The following is a 24,161-nucleotide window of genomic DNA, read 5'->3' as shown; positions in this document are numbered from 1 at the left end:
CATGGGTATTCTGAACACGCTTTTACGGGCTGTGACTTGGTGGGACGGATCGACCCTGAACACCGCGCTTTATACCAACCGCAAAGGTGTCAAAGTCGGCGATGACGATCAGGGCAACGTGTATTACGAAACCCGCGACGGCAAACGCCGCTGGGTCATGTTCAATGGCGAGGTTGAAGCCAGCCGCGTGAATGCCGATTGGCATGGCTGGCTGCATCACACGATGAAAGAACCGCCAACCGAACGCCCCCTGACGCATAAAACCTGGGAAAAGCCGCATCAGGAAAACCTGACCGGCACGCCGCTTGCCTATGCGCCTGCCGGCTCTTTGCGCCGCCAGAGCCCGCAGCGCGCCAGGATTATGAGGCTTGGACGCCGGAATAAGGCCGCGAGATGTCTGAAAATACAACAGAAGTTTTGGTCGGCGGCGCTGTATTGGCCGCCGCTATCGGTTTTGTCGTCTACGCCGGGCAAGCAACCGGATTGTCGCATTCCAGTGCGGGCTATCCGCTGACAGCGTCGTTTCGTTCGCTCGAAGGGGTGCAGATCGGCACGGATGTTCGGCTCGCCGGGGTCAAAATCGGAACCGTGACCGATGTGGCGTTGAACGTCGACACCTACCGCGCAGACACGGTCTTTACGGTCAAGGATGGCATCCTGATCCCGGATGACAGCGCGGTTTCCATCAGCTCTGAGGGGCTGTTGGGCGGCAATTTCGTCGAAATCGTGCCGGGGGGATCACCGTTCTATTTTGATCCCGGCCAGGAAATCGAAGATACCCAGGGCGCCGTCAGCTTGATCTCGCTTTTGCTGAAATTTGTCGGTGGCGGCGGGGACAGCGAAGAATGATACGCGCCATTCTCTGGGCCTTTCTGACCTGTGCTGCCGCTTCGGCGATGGCGCAAGAGGCGGTCAGCCGAGGCAATGGCGCGGTGCTGCGTGGGTTGGATAAAGTGTCGGGCGACGTGACCGATTTCGAATTGTCCAATGGCGGGCTTGCCAATTTTGGCAATCTGCGGATTGATCTGGCGGAATGCCGCTACCCCGAAGGCAATCCAGCGGGGGATGCCTTTGCCTTTCTTAATATCTGGGAAAAAGGCGCGTCTCAGCCGATGTTTTCCGGCTGGATGATCGCGTCATCCCCGGCGTTGAACGCCCTGGACCATTCACGCTACGACGTGTGGGTGCTGCGGTGCAGAACGTCCTGAGCCCGCGCCAGCGGCGGTGCAAGGAAATCTGCGTCGCGCTGCAATGCCTCTTGTAAATGCTTTTGATAGCGCGCGCGCGGGATCTCTATCGCGCCTAGGGACGCCAGATGTTCGGTTAGAAACTGGGTGTCAAACAGGGTGAACCCGCCTTGACGTAACCGATCAACAAGATAGGCCAATGCCATTTTCGACGCGTCTGTGCGGCGCGAGAACATGGATTCACCGCAGAACGCCGCACCAAGTGTCAGCCCGTAGACACCACCAACCAGGGTGCCGTCCTGCCAGATTTCCAGGCTGTGGGCCTGTCCACGGGCGTGAAATTTCTGAAAGACATCAAAGATCAACGGGTTGATCCAGGTTTCTGCGCGGTCGGCACAGGCCTGCATGACCTCGGGAAATGCGGTATTGATCCGCATATCATGTGGAAGGCGGCGCATGGAGCGGGCCAACGACCGAGAGATATGGAACCGCTCTAGCGGAAAAATACCCCGGCGGCGCGGATCGACCCAGAATACTTCTGGGTCGTCGCGATGTTCCGCCATGGGAAAAAGGCCCGAAGAATAGGCCCGCAGGACGAGATCGGGATCCAGCGCTGCACCGGCATCGGTCATCTCATCAGCCGAATTTGCGCGCCAGCCATTTTTCCAGCCAATGGATATTATAGCTGCCCGATTGAATGTCTGGTTCGGCCAAAAGATCGTGGAACAAGGGAATCGTGGTGTCGATCCCATCAACAATCAATTCACCAAGCGCGCGGTTGAGACGGGCAAGCGCCTCGTCGCGATCACGCCCGTGTACAATCAATTTCCCGATCAGGCTGTCGTAATAGGGCGGGATGGAATAGCCGTCGTAGAGAGCGGAATCCATCCGTACCCCCAGGCCGCCAGGGGCATGGTATTGGGTGATCTTACCGGGGCAGGGTGAAAAGTTCGGCACTTTTTCGGCGTTGATTCGCACTTCGATCGCGTGGCCGTTGATCTGAAGGTCATCCTGTTCGAAGGACATCGGCAGACCGGCCGCCACCCGAATTTGTTCGCGCACCAGATCAATGCCGAAGATGCCCTCGGTCACCGGATGTTCGACCTGAAGCCGGGTGTTCATTTCAATGAAATAGAATTCACCGTCTTCATAGAGGAATTCGATGGTGCCAGCGCCGATATAGTTGATGTTGGCCATCGCATCGGCGCAGATCTTGCCAATGCGTGCACGTTCTTCCGCGGTGATTGTGGGGCCGGGGGCCTCTTCAAAGACCTTTTGATGCCGCCGTTGGAGCGAGCAATCACGTTCCGCCAGATGCACCGCACGGCCTTTGCCATCGCCAAAAATCTGCACCTCGATATGGCGCGGCTTTTGCAGGTATTTTTCGATATAAACTTCGTCATTGCCGAAGTTCGATTTGCCTTCGGCCCGGGCCGTCATGAAGGCCTTTTCCATATCCTTGTCGGAGGTGGCGACCTTCATACCCTTGCCGCCGCCGCCAGCGGTGGCCTTGATGATGACGGGGTATCCCATTTCCTGGCCGAGCTTGCGCGCCTCTTCCAGGGTTGCGACACCCCCGTCAGAGCCGGGCACACAGGGCACGCCAAGCGCCTTCATCGTGTCCTTGGCGGTGATTTTGTCACCCATGACGCGAATATGTTCGGCGGTGGGGCCAATAAAGGTCAGGTCATGATCTTCGATCACCTGAACAAAATTGGCGTTTTCGGAAAGAAAACCATAGCCGGGGTGGATTGCCTGGGCCCCGGTCACTTCGCAGGCTGCAATGATCGATGGGATCGACAAATAGCTTTGCGGAGAAGGTGCAGGGCCAATGCAGATTGATTCGTCGGCCATGCGCACATGCATTGCGTCCGCATCAGCGGTCGAATGTACGGCGACGCTGGCGATGCCCATTTCACGGCAGGCGCGGATGACACGCAGGGCAATTTCGCCCCGGTTGGCAATCAGGATTTTGTCGAACATGTGCTGTGCCCCTATTCGAGGATCACAAGCGGCGTGCCGAATTCGACCGGGTCGGTGTCGGCCACCAAAATGCGGGTCACTTTGCCCGCGCGCGGGGCAGGAATGTGGTTCAGGGTTTTCATGGCTTCGACAATCAGAAGCGTGTCGCCTTCGGCGACGGTGTCGCCAACACTGACAAAGGGGGCGGCGCCGGGTTCTGCCTGAAGATAGATCGTGCCGACCATGGGCGACGATACCGCACCCGGATGATTGGCAGGATCGGAATCGGTTTGTGCGGCGGCCGGTGTCACAGTTGCCGGTGACGGCGCGGCGGCCATGGGCGCGGCAAAGGTTTGCTGGGCCGGGGCGGCGGGCGCGGTCATGCGGCTGACACGGACATTGAGGCTGTCGTCCTGGGCATAATCGCGTTTGACCTGTAGTTCGGTCAGATCATTGTCGCGAAGAAGTTTCGCAAGCGCCTCGATAAAGGCCACATCGGCGTCATGCTTGGTCTTGGTCATTCCTGTTTCACCTATAAATTGTTGCCTCGCAGGACGTATTACGCCACAGCGCCCGCGGCTGCTTATATGCCAGCATGGCGGCAGTGAAAAGCATGCAAAAGCTGTGCGAGAAACAAGGAAATGGTCAAATGCGCGACATTCGGCGTGGAAGGCACGGGAACTGCGCGCCAATTCAGTGCCTTAATGGTAAACTTTGCGGGCGGAGGGGGCGGCATGGCGCGGGTGACCAGCGGGTTGCAGGGAAAGTTTTATGCCCTCTGCATGTTTTGAAAACACAAAATCCACTGGCGAATAGCCGTGGTTGATTTCAGACGTCTCGAAAAGAGGCCCTAGGCGGAAAAGGAAACCTGCATGCCACGGTGCCCTTCGTCGGTGGCCGGTGGCATATAGGCCCCGTTGAGCCGTGGTTGCGGCTCTTTCGCTGCGGGGGCGTGTCCCGTAGCGGAGGTTTTTTCCGCGCTGTTTGCCGTCGCCGTCAATTCAGCCGGTTTCCCAAGTGATGGCGGTTCCTGAAACATGTTTTCGGCAATTCTGGCGTCGTCATGGTTCCGGGCCGCTTGTGGGGTTTGCGACATGGTGTCGGCTTTTTCGGCCTGTCCAATGTCGGGATCGGTCTGGGCTTGTTCTGATTGCTTTTCTTGTTGCTCTGCCAACATCCGATTGATTTTCAATTGCAGGATGGTGGGCGGGGCGGTTTCCTTTTGATCCAGATGTCCAGCCAATTTGGCCTGCTGGGATGATCGCGGATGGTCATCCCGCACCAGATCAGTGGATGCACCGGAATTGACCGCGCTGACCCGTGTGTCGGGGTCCGTTTTGCGCATGTCCTGGGGCAGGGCCGCCGGATGGCCCGTGGTTTGCGGCGCCAAGGGCGCGGGTATGGCAGACAAGAACATCCTTTGCTCCAAAGCTTACCTAGAATTACATCCCCAAAAGGATGCAGCACACAGGTTAACGCGGTCTTAAGGTATCCATACGCGCGGCCGGTGATATTCCGACAATTTTCGATGACCCGTAGATGACCGACAGGTGGCCAGCAGGTGGCCGGCAAAAAATGCAATACCCGCACCTTTTTGAGGTGCGGGTAAGCCTGGCAATAATGGCTTGTGCCACAAGGGTCGGTTCGCCAGGAATGGCGTCAGATCGCCAGATATTCGGCCCGCAATGCTTCGTCTTCCAGAACCTCGGCAGCGGTTCCGTCGAACACAATGCCACCGGTGTCCAGAATCACGGCCCGATCCGCCAGTTGCAGCGCGCGCACGGCATTTTGTTCCACCAGAATTGTGGTCATGCCCTGTTGTTTGATGAGCTTCAAAGTTCTTTCAATCTCATCCACGATCACCGGTGCCAGACCTTCATAAGGTTCATCCAGCAACAAAACCTTAAGATCGCGGGCCAAAGCGCGGGCAATTGCCAACATTTGCTGTTCGCCGCCCGAGAGGGTCACGCCCTCTTGCTTGCGGCGCTCGCCAAGGCGGGGAAAAAGATCATAGAGCCGGTCGATCGACCAGCCGATGGGCGGCGCGATCTGGGCCAATTGCAGATTCTCCTCGACCGTAAGGCCGGGAATGATGCGGCGATCTTCCGGTACCAGACCCAGACCATTTGCGGCGGCCTCGTGACTGGACATCAGGTGCAACGGCTTGTGATCAAGCCAGATTTCCCCATGGCTGACCAAGGGGGAGCCGATCCGCGCGATCGCGCGCAGGGTCGATGTCTTGCCCGCGCCATTGCGGCCCAGAAGTGCCAGGATCTCGCCTTCATGCACGTTGAAGCTGATGCCCTGGACGATATAGCTTTCGCCGTAAGAGGCATGGACATCCCAGACCGACAAAAAGGCCGGTGCGGTTTCGGCGACGTTGGCGTTCTTGGAAAATTCGGGTTTGACGTTCATAGTGCTCTCCCAATGTGCTGCCCCTGTCCCAGGCTTGAACCGGGACCTCATAGGGGGAGGCCCCGGATCACGTCCGGGGCAGGTTTGGTTCAACGATCAGGCGGTTTCGCCCAGATAGGCTTCGCGCACCTTGGGGTGGCCTTTGATCTTGTCGGGGGTGTCTTCGACCAACGGCGTGCCCTGGGCCAGAACGGTGATCCGGTCAGACAGGCTGAACACCACATGCATGTCATGCTCGATGATCGCGATGGTGATGTCGCGCTCATCCTTGATCTGTTTCAGCAGATCAATTGTGTTGTTGGTGTCGGCGCGTGCCATGCCGGCGGTTGGTTCATCCAGCAACAGCAGGCGGGGTTGCTGCGACAGGCACATGCCGATTTCCAGCCGCCGTTTGTCGCCGCGCGACATCGACGCCGCATGCATATGGCGTTTGTCCGCCATATTCATTTCTTCCAGCATCTTTTCTGCCTGTTCCAGGATGTCGCGCTGGCCAAACACATTGGACAACGCGTTCAGTTCGAACGCCCCATCCCGTTTGGCAAAAATCGGGATCATCATGTTTTCCAGAACGGACAGATCGCCAAAGATCTCTGGCGTTTGGAACACGCGTGAAATCCCCATCTGGCAGATCTGATAAGGCGTGCGGCCCAGCACCGATTGCCCGTCAAACATCACCGAACCGGTGTCGGGGATCAGCTTGCCGATCAAACAATTCAGCAGGGTGGATTTCCCGGCACCGTTTGGGCCGATGATGGCGTGGCAGGTGTTTTCCTCCACACTCAGGTTCACATTACCCAGCGCCTGTAGCCCACCGAAGCGCTTGTTGACGTCTTTGACTTCAAGAATTCCCATCTCGTCGCTCCTTATTCAGCAGGGTGTTTGGCGTCGACATGTGTGTCGGTGCCTTCGGATTTCTTACGGAACATTTTTGCAATCCGTTGTCCGCCCTCGACCAGCCCGCCGGGCAAGAAGATGACAACCAGCATGAACAGGATACCCAGCGTCAGGTGCCAGCCCTTGCCGATGAAGGGGTGGATGATGGTGACGATGAAATCCTCAAGCCCATCCGGCATGAAGGCAAACCAGCCGTGCAGAACGTTGTCGTTGATCTTCGAGAAGATGTTTTCGAAATACTTGATGAAACCTGCGCCCAGAACCGGGCCGATCAGCGTGCCTGCGCCGCCGAGGATGGTCATCAGCACAACCTCGCCCGAGGCGGTCCATTGCATCCGCTCCGCACCGGCGAGAGGGTCCATCGAGGCCATCAGACCGCCTGCCAGACCGGCATACATGCCCGAGATCACAAAAGCCGCAAGGGTGTAGGGGCGGGTGTTGAGGCCGGTGTAATGCATCCGCTGCTGGTTCGATTTCACCGCCCGCAGCATCATGCCAAAGGGCGAGCGGAAGATGCGCACGGACAGATAAAACGCGAGCAGCAGGAACAGGGCACAGAGGTAGTATCCGACGTTGAAGGTAAAGCTCCACGGTCCGATCACCAGATCATAGGCGGATCGGATTTCCAGACCCGGCAGAAGGTTGGTGACCGGGATAGAGCCATCCGCCGTGGCCGAAGATCCAAGAATGCGCGGATCGTTCAAGGTCAGTTGCAGACCGGTTTCGCCATTGGTGATCGGCGTCAGCACCGAATAGGCCAGGTTGAACGACATCTGCGCAAAGGCCAGCGTCAGGATCGAGAAGTAGATACCAGAGCGCCGCAGGCTGACAAAGCCGATCAACAGCGCGAACAACCCGGCGACCACAACAGACAATGCGATGGCGGGCAGAACATTCATGCCCAGCAGCTTGAACACCCAGACGGCGGAATAGCTGCCCACCCCCAGGAATGCGGCGTGACCAAATGACAGATATCCGGTCAGGCCAAAGAGGATGTTGAACCCGATGGCAAAGATGCCAAAGATCACAAAACGCTGCATCAGATCCGGATAACCGGCGTTAAACTGCGCAAGTGCGCTGTCGGTGGGAAACGGGTTCAGGATAAAGGGCGCCAAGAGGGCCATGGCCGCCACTACCAGGAACAGGTTAAAGTCTTTTTTGTCCAGTCCGAACATGGCGTTAGTCCTCCATCACGCCCTTGCGGCCCATAAGGCCCCGAGGACGGGTAAGCAGAATGATAATGGCAACCAGGTAGATGATGATTTGGTCAATGCCGGGCAGGATGGATTTCACTTCGTTCATCGAGGCAAAGCTTTCGAGGATGCCCAGCAGGAACCCCGCCAGTACAGCACCCGGAAGGCTGCCCATGCCGCCGACGACGACGACCACGAAGCTGAGCACAAGGAAATCCATACCCATGTGATAATTGGGCGAGTTGATCGGCGCATACATCACGCCCGCCAGCCCCGCCACCGCGGCCGCAAGGCCGAACATGATGGTAAACCGACGGTCGATGTTGATCCCCAGCAGGCCGACGGTTTCCCGGTCCGCCATGCCGGCACGCACAACCATGCCAAAGGTGGTGAATTGCAGGAAGGCAAACACGCCACCAATGATCAGAGCCGCAAAAGAGAAGTAGACCAGCCGCCAGTAGGGATAGATGATCGCATTCGGATCAAACCCCAGCAGCACGCCGAAATCGAACGATCCGCGGAACACATCCGGTGCGCCAGTCGGGATCGGGTTGGCACCATAGAAGTATTTGATGACTTCCTGCAGCACGATCGCCAGACCAAAGGTCACAAGGATCTGGTCCGCATGGGGACGTTTGTAGAAATGCTTGATCAACCCGCGTTCCATGATGAAACCGATGGCGATCATGATCGGGATGGCAAACAGGATCGCCAATGGGACCGCCCAGTCGATGATCGCGGCACCGGTTTCCGGGCCAAACCAACTTTCGACATAGGGCACTTTGACCTTTAGCGGATTGCCAAGGAAATCGGTCTGTGTCTCGTCGACGACCTCATAGCTCAGGGTCAGGATGCGCTGGACCGTGACGGCACAGAAGGCCCCGATCATGAACAGCGCGCCGTGGGCAAAGTTGACCACGCCCAACGTGCCAAAGATCAATGTCAGCCCCAGCGCGATCAGCGCATAGGCAGAGCCCTTGTCCAGGCCGTTCAGAATTTGCAGAATGATTGCGTCCATTGTCCCACCCCTTGCGGAAAATGACTATTTTGCGCCGTGGACAGAGAGGCCCAGGCGATAGGGTTTGGGTGGACAAAATTGCCCACCCAAGTTGATTTTGGATCTGTGCGCCTGAATAGGCGCCCGTATCATGCCGCCCGGTTATGCGCCGGGGTTACATGATCCCAGTTGACCACCGGCAAACATCGGGTGATCGGGGGCATAGGTGACCTGTGCCGCAGGTGTGACTTCGACCACTTCAAGAAGGTCGAACTCGGATGTTGGGTTTTCTTTCCCGCGCACCACCAGAACATCTTTGAAGCACTGGTGATCGTCGGCGCGATACAATGTCGGGCCGTTGCCGAGACCGTCGAATTCAAACCCTTCCAATGCTTCCGCAATGCCACAGGGGTTGAACGTGCCTGCCGTGTCGCCGCATCCGCATAAAGCAGGGTCTGCACATAACATGTGTGTGCGGCCTGGGACGGCGGGAAGCCGTATTTGGTGCCGAAGGATTTGACAAACGCCTTGGACCCTTCGTCCTGAAGCGACCAATGCCAGTTGGTGGAGCCGTGAATGCCCTTCACGTTTTCACCGGCACCTTTGGCCATCAGACGCGAATAGAGCGGCACAACGATTTCGAAGTTCTTGCCGTTCACCTGCTTTTCTCGCAGACCGAATTGCACCGCGTTGGTCAGCGAGTTGACCATGTTGCCGCCGTAGTGGTTCAGGACCAGAACATCCGCGCCCGAGTTCAGAACCGGTGCGATATAGGACGAGAAATCGGTCGCCGCGAGCGGGGTTTTGACCTTTTCGACGGTCTCCCAACCCATCGCTTCGGTGGCGGCCGCAATCGATTCTTCCTGCGTCCAGCCCCATGTATAGTCAGCTGTCAGGTGATAGGCTTTGCGGTCCGAGCCGTAGAGTTTCTGCAGCACCGGCGCGAGGGCCGCCGCCGACATATAGGCGTTGAAGAAGTGGCGGAAACCGTTGGCCTTCTTGTCCTTGCCGGTTGTGTCGTTCGAGTGGGTCAAACCAGCCATGAAGATGACGCCGGCCTCTTGGCACAGACCCTGAACCGCCACAGCCACACCCGAGGACGAGCCACCGGTGATCATGACAGCGCCGTCTTTTTCGATCATCGACTTTGCCGATGCGCGGGCGGCGTCGGATTTGGTCTGGGTGTCGCCAGTGACAAATTCGACCTTCTTGCCGAGGATGCCGGAACCGTCCAGCTCTTTGGACGAGAATGTCGACAACATGCCGCCGTCGCCACCGCCGTTCAGATGTTCCACCGCAAGTTCATATGCACGCAGCTCGTCCGCGCCTTCATCGGCGTAGGGGCCGGTTTGGGGCACGTTGAAACCAAGCGTCACAGTCGAGCCGGTCGGCGCATTGGTATAGCCTGCATGGCTGGCGGCGGTCAGGATGGTGGGCAGCGCAAGACCCCCGGCGCTCATCGCACCGGTCTTCAGCACGCCACGACGCGTGAAATTCGATTTGGACATGGTATCCTCCCGTTTCATGAATGTGTCTCGCGGGCTCCTCCACCCGGGACACGCGCACTTTTCGTGCAAAAACATTATCGCGTGGTTACCGAAAACTTCGCAACAAAGGCTTTTGGCCTAATGATTTTCTTGTAAATTTATGGACAATGACGCGGGGGAATGTGTAAAGAAATTATTCTGCGATGCAGAGCGTCTTTGAAATTGCCGGAGAAATTCCAATGGCCCGCGACACTTTGACAGGCAGCCGGATCCGAGAGCGGCGCACCGCCACCGGCATGAAACAGGCTGAACTGGCGGCGCGCGCCGGAATTTCGGCCAGTTATTTAAATTTGATCGAACACAATCGTCGCCGGATCGGCGGCAAGCTGTTGCTGTCTTTGGCCAGGATTCTGGAGGTCGAGCCCTCGGCGCTGATCGAGGGGGCGGAGGCGGCGCTGATTTCCACCCTGCGCGAAGCGGCGGCGGCGCAGCCCGACCTTCGGGCAGAGTTGGATCGCATTGACGAATTTGCCGGCCGCTTTCCGGGCTGGGCGGCGCTTTTGGCGGCCAACCGTCGCCGGGTGGATGCGTTGGAACGCACGGTTGAAACCCTGACCGACCGGCTGACCCACGACCCGCATCTGGCCGCGTCATTGCATGATATGTTGTCCACTGTGACCTCGATCCGGTCGACCGCCAGGCATTCTGGCCGACAGCGGCGAAATCGAACCAGAGTGGCAGGACCGCTTTCACCGCAATATCAACGAAGATGCCCGGCGGCTGGCGGATACCTCGACCGCATTGGTGCGCTATCTGGATTCGGCGGATGCCCAGGCCAATCTGACGTCCCCCCAGGAAGAGGTCGAAGCCTTTCTCGAAGGGCATGCCTATCAGTTTGAAACTCTGGAATCCGGCACCCAGACGGTGGCCGAGATCGTGGCCGGGGCAGAGGGGTTGACCATGGCGGCCTCGCGCGATGCGATGTTGCGCTATCTGGAACGTTATGCCCGCGACGCCGGGCGCATTCCGCTGGACCCGCTGCTGGCCTATGTCGCGGCAAACGGGTTTGATCCGGCCGGGTTGGCGCGCGATTTTGATGCGCCATTGGGCAGCGCCTTGCACCGATTGGCCATTCTGCCGGACAGCGCCGGGGTGGGGCCGCTTGGATTGGTGATCTGTGATGCCTCCGGGACATTGCTGTTTCGCAAGCCGCTGGATGAATTCCCGCTGCCGCGGTTCGGGGCGTCCTGTGCGCTCTGGCCATTGTTTACCGCGCTGACCCGTCCGGCCCAACCTGTCTATCGGCTGGTGGAACAATCGGCGCGTGAAGCCCGGCGTTTCGAGACCTTTTCGATTGCCGAACTGACCGGGGGCATGCGATTTGGCGATGTGGCCCGGATCGAAGCCGCGATGTTGGTGCGGTTGTTCCCGGCGAGCGATGCGGGCGACGGCACAGGACATGCGCCGGTTCCGGTCGGGGTGTCCTGTCGGATCTGTACGCGGGAGACATGCAGCGCCCGCCGCGAGCCTTCGGTCCTGACCGCCGGTTTGTGACTACCGGTCCCGCCGATTTGATTTCGCCACGCTGTTGCGTGTCGACAGGTTGGGGGGGGTCCCAAACCGCAGGGAAGATGGGGTAGCCCCCCAAACCGCAGGATAGATGGGGGGGGCCCAAACCGCAGGGAAGATGGGGTAGCCCCCCAAACCGCAGGATAGATGGGGGGGGGAGCCCCCCAAACCACAGGATAGATGGGGGGGCAGCCCCCCAAACCGCAAGACAGATGGGGGGCCAGCCCCCCAAACCACAGGATAGATGGGGGGCCAGCCCCCGGAACCCCCCCGGGATATTTTTGGTCAGATGAAAGATCTGAAGAGCCCGGATTTGATGCGGAACGCGAAAAGTGTTGCGGCATTGAGGTTTGCGGGGCCTTTGTCGCGCGTCGAAATTCATAAACGCACAAAGCATTTTGACTTCCCCGTGAAAACCGCCGATAAAAGTCGGCGTAATATTATTGCTTTGCGCTGACTTTGGGAGGGGGATGCGATGGGCAAACGTGTTCTCGTGATCGAGGATGAGCCAAATATCATCGAAGCCATCAGCTTCTTTCTGTCGCGTGACGGGTGGGAGGTGTTTACCCATTCCAATGGCCATGATGCATTGGAGGTGGTGGATCGTCGTGCGCCGGATCTGGTGATTCTTGATGTGATGCTGCCGGGGCGGTCGGGCTATGAAATCCTGCGCGATCTGCGTGCCTGCGATAAATGGTCCGCGCTGCCGGTGCTGATCCTGACCGCACGTGGACAGGCGAAAGACCGCGATATGGCGAAAGCCGCCTGCGCCAACCGATTCATGACAAAGCCGTTTTCGAACAATGACATCCTGGAGGCGGTTCGCGAATTGGCCCGCCCATGACCGACCGATGACAGCCGCATGACCGATCGGCCGAAACATCTATTTCTTGAACGCCAGACTTATCGGCGGCGGCGGCTTGAGGATGGGGCGCGGTTTCTGCCGGTGCTGGGCATCATGCTGGTGATGGTGCCGCTGTTGTGGGCAGAGGGCGCCGGGGGCGTCAGCATGTCCAGCGCGATTCTCTATCTGTTTCTGCTTTGGGCGGCATTGGTGGCGGTGGCGATGGTGTTGTCGCTCTATCTGCGGGACGACAATGAGGCCGATATAGATGACCCGGCCTCGCGGGCGGCGCGGGCGGCCAATGATGCAGAGCGTGACCCAAATGGGCCCGGGGCCCCGCCAGCCGGGTCGAAACAAGAGCCATGAACACCGTCAATCTGCTGATCATGGTCTGCACAATCTATGTGGCCTTGTTGTTTCTTGTGGCTTTTGTCGCCGAGCGCAGTGCCAGAAAGGGGCGGGGGCGGTGGTTGCGCTCGCCGGTGGTCTATACGCTGTCGCTGTCGATTTATTGCACGGCCTGGACGTTTTACGGCGCAGTGGGCTATGCGGCGCGATCGGGGCTGGAATATATCACCATCTATCTTGGGCCGACGATTGTCATGATCGGCTGGTGGTGGGTGCTGCGCAAATTGGTGCGGGTGGGGCGGAGCCAGCGGGTGACCTCTATCGCGGATCTGATTTCATCGCGCTTCGGGAAATCCAATCTTCTGGCGGTGGGGGTGACCATTCTGGCCGTGGTGGGCACCACGCCGTATATCGCATTGCAATTGCAATCGGTGACGCTGTCCTTTGCCACTTTTGCTGATGCGGTCGGGCAGCCGGGGCCAGGGGATGGCGGGCGCACCTCGACCGCGCTTTGGGTGGCCTTTGGGTTGGCCTTGTTCACGGTGTTGTTCGGCACGCGCAATCTGGATGCCAACGAACGCCACCACGGCGTGGTCATGGCCATCGCGGTCGAGGCGGTGATCAAGCTGATGGCGTTGCTGGCGGTTGGCATTTTCGTGGTCTGGGGATTGTCGGGCGGGGTGGCCGAGACGCTGGCGCGGATCGATGCCTCCAAGATCGGCCATTGGCAGATGGATGGTGGCCGCTGGGCCGCATTGACGTTTTTGTCCGGCGCGGCGCTTTTGTGTTTGCCGCGTATGTTTCAGGTCATGGTGGTGGAAAACGCCGATGAGGCCCATCTGCGCACCGCCAGCTGGGCCTTTCCCGGCTATCTGTTGTTGATGAGCCTGTTTGTGGTGCCGATTGCCGTCATGGGATTGGAGCGATTGCCGCCAGAGGCCAACCCGGATCTTTTTGTCCTGACCCTGCCTTTGGCCGAAGGGCAGACCGCATTGGCGATCCTGTCCTTTCTTGGCGGGTTCTCTTCGGCCACGTCGATGGTGATTGTGGCGGCGCTGGCCTTGTCCACCATGGTGTCAAACCACATCGTCATGCCGTTGTGGCTGCGCCAATCGGGTACGCGTGCCAGCGTGTCGGGGGATGTCCGGCATGTGGTCTTGTTGTCGCGGCGGATCTCTATCGCGGCCATTGTGTTCCTGGGATACCTTTATTTCCGCGTATCCGGCGGCGGTGCGGCGCTGGCGGCCATTGGATTGGTCAGCTTTGCCGGGTTGAGCCAGGTGCTGCCGGTGATGATTGGCGGCTTGTATTGGCGCGGCGCGACCCGGATCGGGGCGCTGGCCGGGTTGACCGTGGGTTTTGCGCTGTGGGGCTATACCCTGTTTCTGCCCAGCCTCGGGACCGGGATGTTGATGCCGCAGTCCCTGCTGGACAATGGGCCCTTCGGCCTTAGCGGGTTGCGCCCACAGGCGTTGTTTGGGATCGAGGGGCTGGACCCGTTGGTGCATGCGGTGTTCTGGTCGCTGTCGCTGAATGCGGTGACCTTTCTTGTGGTCTCTCTCGCGTCTTTCCCGGCGCCGTTGGAGCGGTTGCAAGGCGCGCAATTCGTCAATGCCTTGCAACATACGACAAATGCACGGGGCTGGACCGCCGGTGCCGCCCAGGCCGAAGATCTGATGGTCATGGCGCAGCGGATTCTGGGCGCCGACGAAGCCCAGTCCTTTTTCGAACAAGAGGCCGCGCGCCAAAGCGGGCGGGCCGCCCGGCCGGGGGATCTGCCGGATCCGAACCCGGATTTCCTGCAACGGCTGGAGCGTGAATTGTCCGGTTCGGTCGGGGCGGCAACCGCCCATGCGATGGTGGCGCAGATTGTCGGCGGGGCCTCGGTCTCGGTGCGGGAATTGCTGGCTGTGGCGGATGAAACCGCGCAGATGATCGAATATTCCGACCAGCTGGAGGCACAGTCGCGTGAATTGGCGGCGACGGCGGCCAAACTGCGCGAAGCCAATGACAAATTGACCCGGTTGTCGGTGCAAAAGGACGCATTTCTCAGCCAGATCAGCCACGAGCTGCGCACGCCGATGACGTCGATCCGGGCCTTTTCGGAAATTCTGCGGGATACACGCGACGTGTCGACCGAGGAAAAGCGCAAATATTCCTCGATCATTCATGACAAATCGGTGCGCTTGACCCGTTTGCTGGATGACCTTCTGGATCTCAGTGTTCTGGAAAGCGGCCAGGTGAATTTGAACCTGCGCAAAGGCACCCTGCGCAGCGCTCTGGATCAGGCCGTGGCCGCCGCCGCGGCAGGCGAGGAGGATGCGACCCTGGTGATCCGCCGCGATACAGAGGCCGAGGAATGTCTGCTGGAAACCGATTTCGACCGTCTGGGCCAGGTGTTCATCAATCTGATCGCCAATGCACGCAAGTATTGCGATGCGGCATCGCCGGAATTGACCATTCATGCCTCTGTCCAGGAGGGGGGCGAGGTGCAGGTGGATTTCGTCGACAATGGCAGTGGCATTCCACCGGAGGCCCGCGATCTGATTTTCGAAAAATTTTCCCGTGTCAGCCCGCAGCGGGCAGGCGGTGCGGGGCTTGGGCTGTCGATTTGCCGCCAGATTATGGATCGTTTGGGAGGGGCAATTGATTATGTTCCGGGTGAGGGGAAAACCCATTTTCGCGTGACATTGCCGTCCACCCGATCAGGAGAAACGGCAAGCGGTAAGCCTATGGTAACCAATTGACCTCATAGATCGTTCTGTATGCTTAACGGGCCAGACCGGCCCATTGCTGACCGGGATCTATGGCGGACACACAGCGCAAAAATTTGCTGAGCGATCTGGCCTCTGCTGCACGCAGGGAACAGGAAACGCGCATCATGTCCCCAGCGCGTGCGCTGCGGCTGGGGCTTGCGCGGGCGGCGGCACAATTGCTTGACCTGCCGTTACAGGTCAGTGACCTGAAAATTTCCGATACCGGGCTTGAGGGGCTGGGTCAGACGCTGCCGCCTGATATGTTGCTGGCGCTTCTGGACGGGCCGGATGGCGCGCGTGGGGCGGTGGGCATGGACCGGGCTTTGGTGACCTCGTTGATCGAGGTGCAAACCATGGGAACGGTGTCTAACCTTGCGGTCAGTGACCGGCGGTTGACGCCGACGGATGCCGCCATGGTGGCGCCTTGGCTGGATGCGGCGCTGGAACGGGTCGATGTGGCGCTTTGTCAGGATGCGGATGGCGATGCCGTGGAAGGTGCCGGCGACACGATCGAGGGCAAGGACAATAGCTGGCTGATTGGCTATCGGTTTGGTGCAATGGCCGAAGATGGCCGGGCGCTGGTGCTGGCGCTGGAATCACCACAATTCCGGTTGATTCGGGTGACGCTGGATGTGGCGCTTGGGCGGCGGAGTGGGGATTTGCTGTTGCTGCTGCCGTTCATGGCCAAGCCCGAGGCGCCGGTCAAAACGCCGCGTGACACGCCAGAGGAGGCCTTTCTAGCGATCCCGGCGGAAATGCGGGTGGTCGCCGGGCGGCTGAGCCTTCCCTTGTCGCGGGCCGGATCGTTGCGGGCGGGGGATGTGTTGCCGCTTGATGAGATGTTTATGGACCGCGCGGAATTGCGGGCGGTCGACGGGAAAATGGTTGGCAAAGCGCGCTTGGGGCGTTTGGGGGATCACTGGGCTGTTCGGTTCTCTGGCACGGCCCCCGAGGCGGCTGCGCAGTTGATGGTTGAACAGAGCAAAAGCGCCAAGGTCGAAGGCACGACCACTACGTCCGGGATGACCACAGCGGCCCCCGCGCCATCGCCAGTGGAAATTGCCCCGCCTGCACAGACCTCTCATCAGCCGATCGGGAACGAGCCAGATCGCAATCTGCCGGAAACCTTGCCCGATCTTCCACCGTTGGATTTCGACGATCCGGTTGCCGGACCCGGTCCGTTACCACCGTTCGATGCGGGGGAAGGGGCGCTGCCAATCGGAGATTTGCCCAAGACCAATGAACCGCTTGGCTAGCGGCTCTGCATTGGATTTGGGCAATTGTGGTTGCCTAGCTCTGGCTCAGAAGTTCCAGCTGTGGGCGCAATCCGTCCAGAGCATAGCCCGCCGCTGCCGCCTTGGCCAGGATGTCATCCGGGCTCATCGCGCCGTCCATCGCCTTGGCCATTGACCAGATAACCGTGCAGCGCGTGCCCGAGGCGCAATAGGCCAGAACCGGGCCGTCAATCTCGGCCACCAATTGCATTTGCAGCGCGATATTGTCGGGCGTCATGGTCTGATGTGTCAGCGGCAGAACGTGAAACACCAGCCCCTCGGCCTCGGCCGCGATGCGCATGTTTTCTGCTCCAATCGCGGGTGGCACTTCGGTGTCGGGCCGGTTGCAGATAATGCCTTTGAACCCGGCGGCAGCAATGGCCGCAGGGTCTTCGAGCGCGATCTGGGGGGAGACATGATATGTCTCGTCAATATGCCTGATATCCATAATATCTCCTTAGGCTGCGCGGGCCGATCTGTCCAGTTGTGACCGCAGTCCCGGGGCCAAGATCATGCCGACAATCATCGCAGCAAGAAACAGGTAATGGCCCCAATTGCCAAATCCCAACGAGGCGACGACCGGGCCGGGGCAGAGCCCGACCAACCCCCATCCCATCCCGAACAACACCGACCCAATCACCAGATTGCGCCCCAGTTTTTGGTCCGGTGGCGGTGGAAATGCCCCTCCAACCAAGGGGATACGGCCAGACGTCAGCCGCCAGGCCACCGCCATCGGGACAATCGCGCCGCCCATCACAAAGGCCAGGGTCGGATCCCAATCGCCAAATACATCCAACCAGCCCTGGACCTTGGCCGTGTCGGTCATGCCCGACACCAACAGTCCGGCGCCAAACAGCCCACCCGCGATAAATGCCAGAAAATTGCGCATCAAATGATCCCCAGGATATGACGGAACAGAACAACGGTGAGCCCGCCAGCCGCGATATAAAACACCGTCGCGACAATGCCGCGCAGCGACAGGCGCGAAATACCACAGACACCATGGCCCGAGGTGCAGCCATTGGCCAATCTGGTGCCGACACCGACAAGTAGACCGGCGGCAATCAGGATGACCGGATTACCAGTCAAATGGGATTGCGCCGGGCCGGTGAACGCCAGAATGCCGATCGGGGCCAACACCACACCAGCGAGGAAAATCAACCGTTCCAGCGCCGTTGCCCGGCCGCTGCCGTCGACAAGACCGCCGATGATGCCGCTGGCCCCCATGATGCGGCCATTCCCCAAGAGGTAGACCGCACCACCTGTGCCAATCAGCAAGCCGCCAATCAGCCCCCAAATCCAATCTGCCTGCATGTGGTGTAATCCCCGATGACTATGATCCCGATTCCGGCCCCTGATGAGGGCGCCGCCGTTTCAATATTCATATAGCAATATCTGAATATGTATCAAGTGGCAAAATTCTGCCCGCGCCGCCCCGAAGGTCGATGACAGAAAACTCGCAATTTGATGCTGATTGAGGCGGGGCAGGGCATAGTGCCGAATTTTTCAGCGCGGTTTGTGCGGCGCTTCAATTATCCGAAAAAACGCAACCTGAGCTTGTATTGCCGGGTTCCCCGAATCTCAGATGCTGTTAGGATCTTGGACAGGGGAGGACCAAGATGCATAGATCACAATACCAACGCCTTTTTGCTGATATTGACGCACAGATCGCGGCCAGCGGTGTCGCGGACCGTCAGGTGCTGCGCCAGCATCGGCTCGAACTGCAACGCAAAGCTGATAGTGAGGGGGTCCGCGTGTCCGACCCCCGCTGTGCGCGTGCCGAACAAGACCGCATCGACGATGCCGTCGAGGCACAGTTCGACAATCTGCCGGTCTAGACGCTGCCGCTTTGGCGCAGGTTCCTGCGCTTGACCAGAGAGGTCGGCCTGAAATCTGATTGATGTGTCCGGTCGGGGCCGGGCACGTCGCCCATCACCCGAATGAAATTCCGAGAATCACCATCATCAACCCGATCACCGACAGGAACAGGGCCGCCAGATTGCGCGGCAGGACTTTGTGCATCACGGCGCGCATGGCCTCTTCCGACAGTGCCGATTTTTTGGCACGCATCACGGTTGTGATGCACCAGATCAATCCGACGACACCGACAACCGACACCAACGCGCCGCCCCAGACCAGCCAATCCATGATGAAACCCCTTACTGCCTTCGCCGGTTCGGTAATCGAAGCGGCCCGTCATCGCAAGGGTCTTGCGGTACGGGCGCGGCAAAGCTAGCTACGTTGCAAAAGGCAGGAGAGCATCCATGGACGTGACCGAAAACGAAATTCCCGACAGCTACAAAGTGACCGCAGGCGAACTGCGCCAGTTCATCGAGCGATTCGAGCGGCTGGATCAGGAAAAGAAAGACATCGCCGAACAGCAAAAAGAAGTGATGGCCGAAGCCAAGGCGCGTGGATACGACACCAAGGTGATCCGCAAGGTGATCGCGCTGCGCAAACGCGACAAGGACGACATCGCCGAAGAAGAAGCGGTGTTGGAAATGTACAAAGAAGCGTTGGGCATGACCTGATCTGATACGGGGGCTGGACGGCATGGATTGGGTCAAGATCATACATCTGCTGTGCGTGATGGGGTGGATGACGTCGATCTTTGCCGTGCCGCGCGCATTGATTTTCTGGAAACGGGAATGGGCGCAGCTTGGCGCGCCCGGGCCCACCGGTGATCTGACATTTCGGCTCTACCGGTTTTCGGCGGGCCTTGGCGTTGTTGCCCTGATCACCGGGCTGTGGCTGGGTGTGAGCTGGGATTTTCCGCTTTGGGTGTGGGCAAAACTGGGACTGGTGTCCCTGCTGGTCGCCCATTATGTGATGACCGGTCGCATGGTGGCCCGCGCAAGGCGCGGTGAATTCCGCGAAAGTGACCGGTTCTTGCGGATATTCAATGAAATCAGTGTTCTGGGCGTGATCGCCATCCTTTGGGTGGTGGTCACCAAACCATTCTAGGCCACTTGCACGTGGTCCGTTTCATGTGGTCCGGGAGGCCCCGGATCAAGTCCGGGGCAGTGCCGGACACATGTGATCCAGCTGTGGACCGGCCCCGGGCCTGACCCGGGGCCTTGTGACCGGCAGCCCCAGGGTGCCCCCTGAGGTCAAAGCGCGCGCCAGCCGATGTCCTTGCGATAGAAGCCTTCTGGCCAATCAATGCCGTCGATCATCGCATAGGCCCGCTTGCGCGCCTCGTCCAGCGTGGCCCCGCGCGCAGTCACGTTCAGAACCCGGCCGCCGGTTGCTGTGATCGCGCCGTCGACCGCGGTGGTGCCCGCGTGGAACACCATATTGCTGCTATCCTCGGGCAATGCTTCCAGCCCTTTGATAACGCTGCCTTTTTCATAAGCGCCGGGATAGCCATTGCTGGCCAGAACCACGGTGATCGCGTGATCATCGCCCCAGGTCACCTGTGCCTCGTGCAACCGTTCCTCGGCTGCGGCATGCATCAGGTCCAGTGCCTGTGCCCCCAGGCGCAGCATCAGGGCCTGACATTCGGGATCGCCGAACCGCACGTTGTACTCGACCAGACGCGCCTGCCCATCCTTGATCATCAGCCCGGCATAGAGCACGCCCTGATACGGCGTCCCGCGCCGCGCCATTTCGGCCAATGTCGGATTGATGATTTCATCAAGCGCCTGTTTCTGAAGCGCTTCTGTCAGGACCGGGGCAGGGGAATAGGCGCCCATGCCGCCCGTGTTCGGGCCGGTGTCCCCTTCGCCGACGCGCTTGTGATCCTGTGCGGTGCCAATGGCCAGGGCGGTCTTGCCATCACAGAGCACGAAAAAGCTGGCCTCTTCGCCGTCCATGAATTCTTCGATCACCACTTCGGCCCCGGCCGCGCCGAATGCGCCGCCAAACATATCGTCGATCGCGTCCAGCGCCGTGGCTTCGTCCATCGCCACAATCACGCCTTTGCCCGCCGCAAGGCCATCGGCCTTTACCACAATCGGGGCACCCTGGGCGCGGATGTAATCCTTGGCGCGATCCGGGTCGGTGAAATGGCCATAAGCTGCGGTTGGCGCATTGGCCGCGTCACAGATTTCCTTGGTGAATTTCTTCGAGGCTTCAAGTCGCGCCGCTTCTTGCGAGGGGCCGAACACCAGCAAACCTGCATCCCGCAGCCGGTCCGCCACCCCGGCCGCCAGTGGCGCTTCCGGGCCGACAATCACAAAGTCGATTGTTTCGGCCTCGACCAGCGCTAAAACCGCCCCGGCGTTTTCGATATCCACCGATGCACAGGTGGCGATTTGCGCAATGCCGGCATTGCCGGGTGCCACAATCAGCTTGTCACATTTCGGGTTCTGAAGGGCCGCCCAGGCGAGGGCATGTTCGCGCCCGCCACTGCCGAGGATGAGGATATTCATGGGGGTCTCCGCTTGGACTTTGTTGCCCGGCGTTTTAGGGTCTGGCCCAAGCAGATACAAGCGAGGTGAGATGTCAGACCTGATCGACAAGTCCCAAGCGGGCAGGAACGCGCCGGAATATTCGGTGACCGAGGTCTCTGGCGCGATCAAACGCGTGATCGAGGGCGAGTTTTCCCATATTCGCATCAAGGGCGAAGTGGGGCGGGTCTCCAGGCCAAGATCCGGTCATATCTATCTGGATTTGAAGGATGATCGTTCGGTCATCTCTGGTGTGATCTGGAAAGGTGTCGCCGCGCGATTGGCGACCATGCCGGAAGAAGGCATGGAGGTTGTGGCCACTGGTCGGGTGACCACATTCGGCGGGCAATCGAAGTATCAGATTGTCATCGAGGATATCAAACCGGCGGGCGTCGGGGCCCTGATGGCCATGCTGGACAAGCGCAAAAAGGCGCTGGAGGCCGAGGGGCTGTTTGCGCCGGATCGCAAGAAGGAGATCCCGTATCTTCCTGAAATAATTGGGGTTGTGACCTCGCCAAGTGGTGCGGTGATCAGGGATATCCTGCATCGATTGCGCGATAGGTTCCCGCGCAAGGTGCTGATCTGGCCGGTGGCGGTTCAGGGCGAAAGATGCGCCCCGGATGTGGCCAAGGCCATTGCCGGTTTTAACGCTCTGACGCCGGGGGGTGCCTTGCCGCGACCTGATTTGTTGATTGTGGCGCGTGGTGGCGGTTCGATCGAGGATCTTTGGGGCTTCAACGAGGAAATCGTTGCCCGCGCTGTTGTGGCGTCGGAAATTCCGTTGATTTCGGCGGTTGGGCATGAAACCGACACGACCCTGATCGACTTTGTGTCGGATCGGCGGGCGCCCACGCCCACAGCGGCGGCGGAAATGGCGGTGCCGGTGCGGCTGGAACTTCTTGCCTGGCTGGATGGTCAGGGCGGCCGTTTGACCCAGGCGCTGACGGGCGGGGTTTCCCAGCGCAAGCAACGGCTTAGGGATCTGTCCCGTGCCCTGCCACGGCCGGATGTTTTGACCGAGGGGCCGCGCCAGCGGCTGGACACCTGGGGCGAGCGTCTGCCAGTGGCGCTGGTGCGTGGGGTCGAACGGCGCCGCGTGATCCTGTCGGAACAATCGGGTGCTTTGCAATTGTCGTCGCTCCGCCGGATGCTGCGCAATGACAAACAGCGCACCGAAAAACTGGCGGCCCGACTGGCGCCGGTTCTGGCGGCATCGGTCACCCGGAAACGCGAAAAATTGAATGCAATTCGGGTATCTACGCGCCAAATCGAACGGGATTTAAAATCGCAAAAAGAGCGGCTTGTATCGCTTTCTTCACGTTTTGAAGGAAGTGCCCAGCGGCAGGTGTCTGGCTGGCGGGATCAACTGGCTGCGGCGGAACGCCTGCGTGAAACATTGGGGTACAAAGCGACCCTGGCGCGCGGCTACGCGGTTGTCCGCGGCGAAGCGGGCGTTGTCACAACAAAATCTGCGGCACAAAACGCAACCGGATTGGAAATAGAATTCGCAGATGGGCGTTTGAAAATCGGCGCGCAGCCCAAAACCAAGGTCAAACCGGCAAAAGCGCCCCCGGAACAGGGCAGCCTGTTGTAACTGGTGTTGCGATGATGTTCGCTATATGTTCACGTTCAGTTAATCAATGAGGGTCATGATGGAACAACGAATTTCGCTGATTACATTGGGCGTGCGCGACATGGCGGCGGTCGCGGCATTTTATGAACAGCTTGGCTGGCGCCGGGTTGAAACACAGGAGGGCGTGATTGCGTTTGATCTGATTGGTCAGACATTGGGTCTGTATCCGCTTGCGGAATTGGCCAAGGATATTGGCGTCGCAGAAGCCAGCCTGGGGCATGGCGCGATGACATTGGGGCATAATCTGGCGGATCGTGCCGCCGTGGATGCGCTGGTGCAACGGGCCGAAGCTGCCGGCGCCACGATCCTGAAAGCGCCGCAAGAGGTGTTCTGGGGCGGCTATCACGCGTATTTCTCGGATCCAGAAGGCAACATCTGGGAAGTGGCGCATAACCCGTTTTCGCCCTTGGCTGCGGATGGGTCGTTTCGCTGGAACGGTCATGGCTGACCCCCGACCCGGAGCGGCCTGCCATTGCGGTGGGCCGGGCCGACACCACAGGGCAGGGTGATGCGCAAGCCGACCAGCATGTGGAGCCTGGAAACGTTGGGCCGGGTGCGGCTGGGACAGCATTTTTATATGCGCGAATTTCTGTATTCAGAAATCGGCAATTTCCACGGCATCGCCAATATCCCGGAATACCCGGATCTGGCGATTTCACGCGGGCGGTCCTTTTGCGAGGCGCTGTTGGATCCCATGCAGGACACCTTTGGTCGGGTCGCGGTGCGATCCGGATATAGATCGCCAGAGCTGAACCGCTATGGCAACGAAAATAAACTGAATTGCGCCCGCAATGACTATCCCCAGGAATGCCATATCTGGGATTTTCCCGATGTTCCGGTGGCCGGGGCCAGCATCGTCATTCCGTGGTTTGCCGACCAGTATGATCGCGGCCGCGATTGGCGCGATCTTGCTTGGTGGATTCACGATCACCTGCCGTTTTCAGAGCTGTGGTTCTTTCCAAAACTCTGCGCCTTCAATATTTCCTGGCGGCCAGAGCCCTGGCGGCAGATCTCCAGCTACATCGCGCCGCGCGGCACGTTATTGAAACGCGGGGCCGTCCCGGACATGGCGCTTTCCACGCGCCAGCAGCTTTATCGGGATTTTCCGCCATTTCGGGGCCGCGCGGGGTGAATTCTTGGGCGGTTTCCGACCGTGATGTTCAACAATCCGCCCGGTTGCCCCGGCCCGCGTTTCCGCACTTTCCTTTGCG

28 protein-coding genes and 2 pseudogenes are annotated in these 24,161 nt (G+C 59.5%); 16 read left to right on the top strand and 14 right to left on the bottom strand.

The features are described from left to right. The first annotated feature begins 1 nt into the window (after position 1). The 3 genes and pseudogenes from AC0L4F_RS21200 (at position 2) to AC0L4F_RS21190 (ending at position 1,208) form a co-directional block, all read left to right on the top strand. Positions 2 to 384 (top strand): annotated as a pseudogene (locus AC0L4F_RS21200) (NADH:ubiquinone oxidoreductase subunit NDUFA12). Positions 385 to 393: 9 nt separating this feature from the next. Further along, positions 394 to 849 carry an outer membrane lipid asymmetry maintenance protein MlaD gene (gene mlaD / locus AC0L4F_RS21195; protein WP_244691360.1) on the top strand — a complete coding sequence of 152 codons (456 nt, stop codon included), beginning with the start codon at positions 394 to 396 and terminating at the stop codon, positions 847 to 849. Continuing rightward, positions 846 to 1,208 carry a DUF2155 domain-containing protein gene (locus tag AC0L4F_RS21190; RefSeq protein WP_244691359.1) on the top strand — a complete coding sequence of 121 codons (363 nt, stop codon included), beginning with the start codon at positions 846 to 848 and terminating at the stop codon, positions 1,206 to 1,208. Before mlaD ends, AC0L4F_RS21190 begins: the two co-directional genes overlap by 4 nt. Here AC0L4F_RS21190 and aat read toward each other — a convergent pair. The 9 genes and pseudogenes from aat to AC0L4F_RS21145 form a co-directional block, all read right to left on the bottom strand. Then, complete coding sequence (gene aat, locus AC0L4F_RS21185) at positions 1,172 to 1,819, bottom strand: leucyl/phenylalanyl-tRNA--protein transferase (RefSeq protein ID WP_244691358.1); 648 nt, start codon at positions 1,817 to 1,819, stop codon at positions 1,172 to 1,174. The genes AC0L4F_RS21190 and aat overlap by 37 nt on opposite strands. Before the next feature lie 4 nt (positions 1,820 to 1,823). Next, positions 1,824 to 3,170: an acetyl-CoA carboxylase biotin carboxylase subunit gene (gene accC, locus AC0L4F_RS21180; RefSeq protein ID WP_244691357.1), complete on the bottom strand. Its 1,347-nt coding sequence runs from the start codon at positions 3,168 to 3,170 to the stop codon at positions 1,824 to 1,826. 11 nt (positions 3,171 to 3,181) lie between these two features. Then, positions 3,182 to 3,670 (bottom strand): acetyl-CoA carboxylase biotin carboxyl carrier protein, encoded by a 489-nt coding sequence (accB, locus tag AC0L4F_RS21175; RefSeq protein WP_244691356.1) that lies wholly within the window; start codon positions 3,668 to 3,670, stop codon positions 3,182 to 3,184. A 329-nt stretch (positions 3,671 to 3,999) separates the two neighbouring features. Further along, complete coding sequence (locus tag AC0L4F_RS21170) at positions 4,000 to 4,566, bottom strand: hypothetical protein (protein ID WP_244691355.1); 567 nt, start codon at positions 4,564 to 4,566, stop codon at positions 4,000 to 4,002. A gap of 242 nt (positions 4,567 to 4,808) precedes the next feature. After that, on the bottom strand, positions 4,809 to 5,564 hold the full coding sequence (locus AC0L4F_RS21165; protein WP_244691354.1) for an ABC transporter ATP-binding protein: 756 nt from the start codon (positions 5,562 to 5,564) through the stop codon (positions 4,809 to 4,811). 96 nt (positions 5,565 to 5,660) lie between these two features. Next, a complete protein-coding gene (locus AC0L4F_RS21160) occupies positions 5,661 to 6,416 on the bottom strand; it encodes an ABC transporter ATP-binding protein (RefSeq protein WP_244691353.1) in 756 nt (251 codons plus the stop codon). 11 nt (positions 6,417 to 6,427) lie between these two features. Beyond that, entirely contained in the window at positions 6,428 to 7,633 is a 1,206-nt protein-coding gene (locus AC0L4F_RS21155) for a branched-chain amino acid ABC transporter permease (RefSeq protein ID WP_244691352.1), read from the bottom strand. A gap of 4 nt (positions 7,634 to 7,637) precedes the next feature. After that, a complete protein-coding gene (locus tag AC0L4F_RS21150) occupies positions 7,638 to 8,669 on the bottom strand; it encodes a branched-chain amino acid ABC transporter permease (protein ID WP_244691351.1) in 1,032 nt (343 codons plus the stop codon). 141 nt (positions 8,670 to 8,810) lie between these two features. Then, positions 8,811 to 10,156: pseudogene (locus AC0L4F_RS21145) on the bottom strand (substrate-binding protein). 218 nt (positions 10,157 to 10,374) lie between these two features. On the opposite strand from AC0L4F_RS21145, the gene AC0L4F_RS21140 reads away from it, so the two are divergent. The 7 genes from AC0L4F_RS21140 (at position 10,375) to AC0L4F_RS21110 (ending at position 16,908) form a co-directional block, all read left to right on the top strand. Beyond that, positions 10,375 to 11,034, top strand: a complete 660-nt coding sequence (locus tag AC0L4F_RS21140; protein ID WP_348524142.1) for a helix-turn-helix domain-containing protein — start codon at positions 10,375 to 10,377, stop codon at positions 11,032 to 11,034. Next, the gene (locus tag AC0L4F_RS21135) at positions 10,940 to 11,689 is read left to right on the top strand and encodes a short-chain fatty acyl-CoA regulator family protein (protein WP_348524141.1); all 750 of its coding nucleotides are present in this window, start codon (positions 10,940 to 10,942) and stop codon (positions 11,687 to 11,689) included. Before AC0L4F_RS21140 ends, AC0L4F_RS21135 begins: the two co-directional genes overlap by 95 nt. A 304-nt stretch (positions 11,690 to 11,993) precedes the next feature. Further along, positions 11,994 to 12,161, top strand: a complete 168-nt coding sequence (locus AC0L4F_RS21130) for a hypothetical protein (protein ID WP_244691350.1) — start codon at positions 11,994 to 11,996, stop codon at positions 12,159 to 12,161. A gap of 18 nt (positions 12,162 to 12,179) precedes the next feature. Then, positions 12,180 to 12,548, top strand: coding sequence for a response regulator transcription factor (locus AC0L4F_RS21125; protein ID WP_244691349.1), 369 nt, complete (start codon positions 12,180 to 12,182; stop codon positions 12,546 to 12,548). Between the two features lie 18 nt (positions 12,549 to 12,566). After that, the gene (locus AC0L4F_RS21120) at positions 12,567 to 12,914 is read left to right on the top strand and encodes a hypothetical protein (RefSeq protein ID WP_244691348.1); all 348 of its coding nucleotides are present in this window, start codon (positions 12,567 to 12,569) and stop codon (positions 12,912 to 12,914) included. Continuing rightward, positions 12,911 to 15,643 carry an ATP-binding protein gene (locus AC0L4F_RS21115; RefSeq protein ID WP_244691347.1) on the top strand — a complete coding sequence of 911 codons (2,733 nt, stop codon included), beginning with the start codon at positions 12,911 to 12,913 and terminating at the stop codon, positions 15,641 to 15,643. The genes AC0L4F_RS21120 and AC0L4F_RS21115 overlap by 4 nt, the downstream gene beginning before the upstream one ends. A gap of 134 nt (positions 15,644 to 15,777) precedes the next feature. Continuing rightward, the gene (locus tag AC0L4F_RS21110) at positions 15,778 to 16,908 is read left to right on the top strand and encodes a FliM/FliN family flagellar motor switch protein (protein WP_244691346.1); all 1,131 of its coding nucleotides are present in this window, start codon (positions 15,778 to 15,780) and stop codon (positions 16,906 to 16,908) included. 34 nt (positions 16,909 to 16,942) lie between these two features. Here AC0L4F_RS21110 and AC0L4F_RS21105 read toward each other — a convergent pair whose 3' ends face one another. The 3 genes from AC0L4F_RS21105 to AC0L4F_RS21095 are packed head-to-tail and all read right to left on the bottom strand — an operon-like array spanning position 16,943 to position 18,240. Further along, positions 16,943 to 17,374, bottom strand: coding sequence for a protein tyrosine phosphatase family protein (locus AC0L4F_RS21105; RefSeq protein WP_244691345.1), 432 nt, complete (start codon positions 17,372 to 17,374; stop codon positions 16,943 to 16,945). A 9-nt stretch (positions 17,375 to 17,383) separates the two neighbouring features. Next, positions 17,384 to 17,815: a DUF6691 family protein gene (locus AC0L4F_RS21100; RefSeq protein WP_244691344.1), complete on the bottom strand. Its 432-nt coding sequence runs from the start codon at positions 17,813 to 17,815 to the stop codon at positions 17,384 to 17,386. Next, complete coding sequence (locus tag AC0L4F_RS21095; protein WP_244691343.1) at positions 17,815 to 18,240, bottom strand: YeeE/YedE family protein; 426 nt, start codon at positions 18,238 to 18,240, stop codon at positions 17,815 to 17,817. The genes AC0L4F_RS21100 and AC0L4F_RS21095 overlap by 1 nt, the downstream gene beginning before the upstream one ends. A gap of 305 nt (positions 18,241 to 18,545) precedes the next feature. Between AC0L4F_RS21095 and AC0L4F_RS21090 the strand changes: the two genes are divergently transcribed. Beyond that, positions 18,546 to 18,764, top strand: coding sequence for a hypothetical protein (locus tag AC0L4F_RS21090; RefSeq protein WP_244691342.1), 219 nt, complete (start codon positions 18,546 to 18,548; stop codon positions 18,762 to 18,764). Positions 18,765 to 18,858: 94 nt separating this feature from the next. Here AC0L4F_RS21090 and AC0L4F_RS21085 read toward each other — a convergent pair whose 3' ends face one another. Then, positions 18,859 to 19,074, bottom strand: coding sequence for a hypothetical protein (locus AC0L4F_RS21085; RefSeq protein WP_244691341.1), 216 nt, complete (start codon positions 19,072 to 19,074; stop codon positions 18,859 to 18,861). Between the two features lie 116 nt (positions 19,075 to 19,190). Between AC0L4F_RS21085 and AC0L4F_RS21080 the strand changes: the two genes are divergently transcribed. Together AC0L4F_RS21080 and AC0L4F_RS21075 are read left to right on the top strand one after the other, a co-directional pair. Next, on the top strand, positions 19,191 to 19,457 hold the full coding sequence (locus AC0L4F_RS21080; protein WP_244691340.1) for a DUF2312 domain-containing protein: 267 nt from the start codon (positions 19,191 to 19,193) through the stop codon (positions 19,455 to 19,457). Positions 19,458 to 19,479: 22 nt separating this feature from the next. Beyond that, on the top strand, positions 19,480 to 19,890 hold the full coding sequence (locus AC0L4F_RS21075) for a CopD family protein (RefSeq protein WP_244691339.1): 411 nt from the start codon (positions 19,480 to 19,482) through the stop codon (positions 19,888 to 19,890). Positions 19,891 to 20,036: 146 nt separating this feature from the next. Here AC0L4F_RS21075 and purD read toward each other — a convergent pair whose 3' ends face one another. Further along, positions 20,037 to 21,299 (bottom strand): phosphoribosylamine--glycine ligase, encoded by a 1,263-nt coding sequence (purD, locus tag AC0L4F_RS21070; RefSeq protein ID WP_244691338.1) that lies wholly within the window; start codon positions 21,297 to 21,299, stop codon positions 20,037 to 20,039. A 70-nt stretch (positions 21,300 to 21,369) separates the two neighbouring features. On the opposite strand from purD, the gene xseA reads away from it, so the two are divergent. From xseA to AC0L4F_RS21055, 3 genes are all read left to right on the top strand, one after another. Further along, positions 21,370 to 22,911: an exodeoxyribonuclease VII large subunit gene (gene xseA, locus AC0L4F_RS21065; protein WP_244691337.1), complete on the top strand. Its 1,542-nt coding sequence runs from the start codon at positions 21,370 to 21,372 to the stop codon at positions 22,909 to 22,911. 58 nt (positions 22,912 to 22,969) lie between these two features. Then, positions 22,970 to 23,398: a VOC family protein gene (locus AC0L4F_RS21060; protein ID WP_244691336.1), complete on the top strand. Its 429-nt coding sequence runs from the start codon at positions 22,970 to 22,972 to the stop codon at positions 23,396 to 23,398. A gap of 78 nt (positions 23,399 to 23,476) precedes the next feature. Next, positions 23,477 to 24,082: a hypothetical protein gene (locus AC0L4F_RS21055; protein WP_244691382.1), complete on the top strand. Its 606-nt coding sequence runs from the start codon at positions 23,477 to 23,479 to the stop codon at positions 24,080 to 24,082. Positions 24,083 to 24,161: the final 79 nt, after the last annotated feature.

The sequence above is a fragment of the Marinovum sp. J2-8 genome (assembly GCF_055808435.1).
Note: the sequence above shows the minus strand (reverse complement) of the source record. Positions and strands in the feature narration are given on the sequence as shown.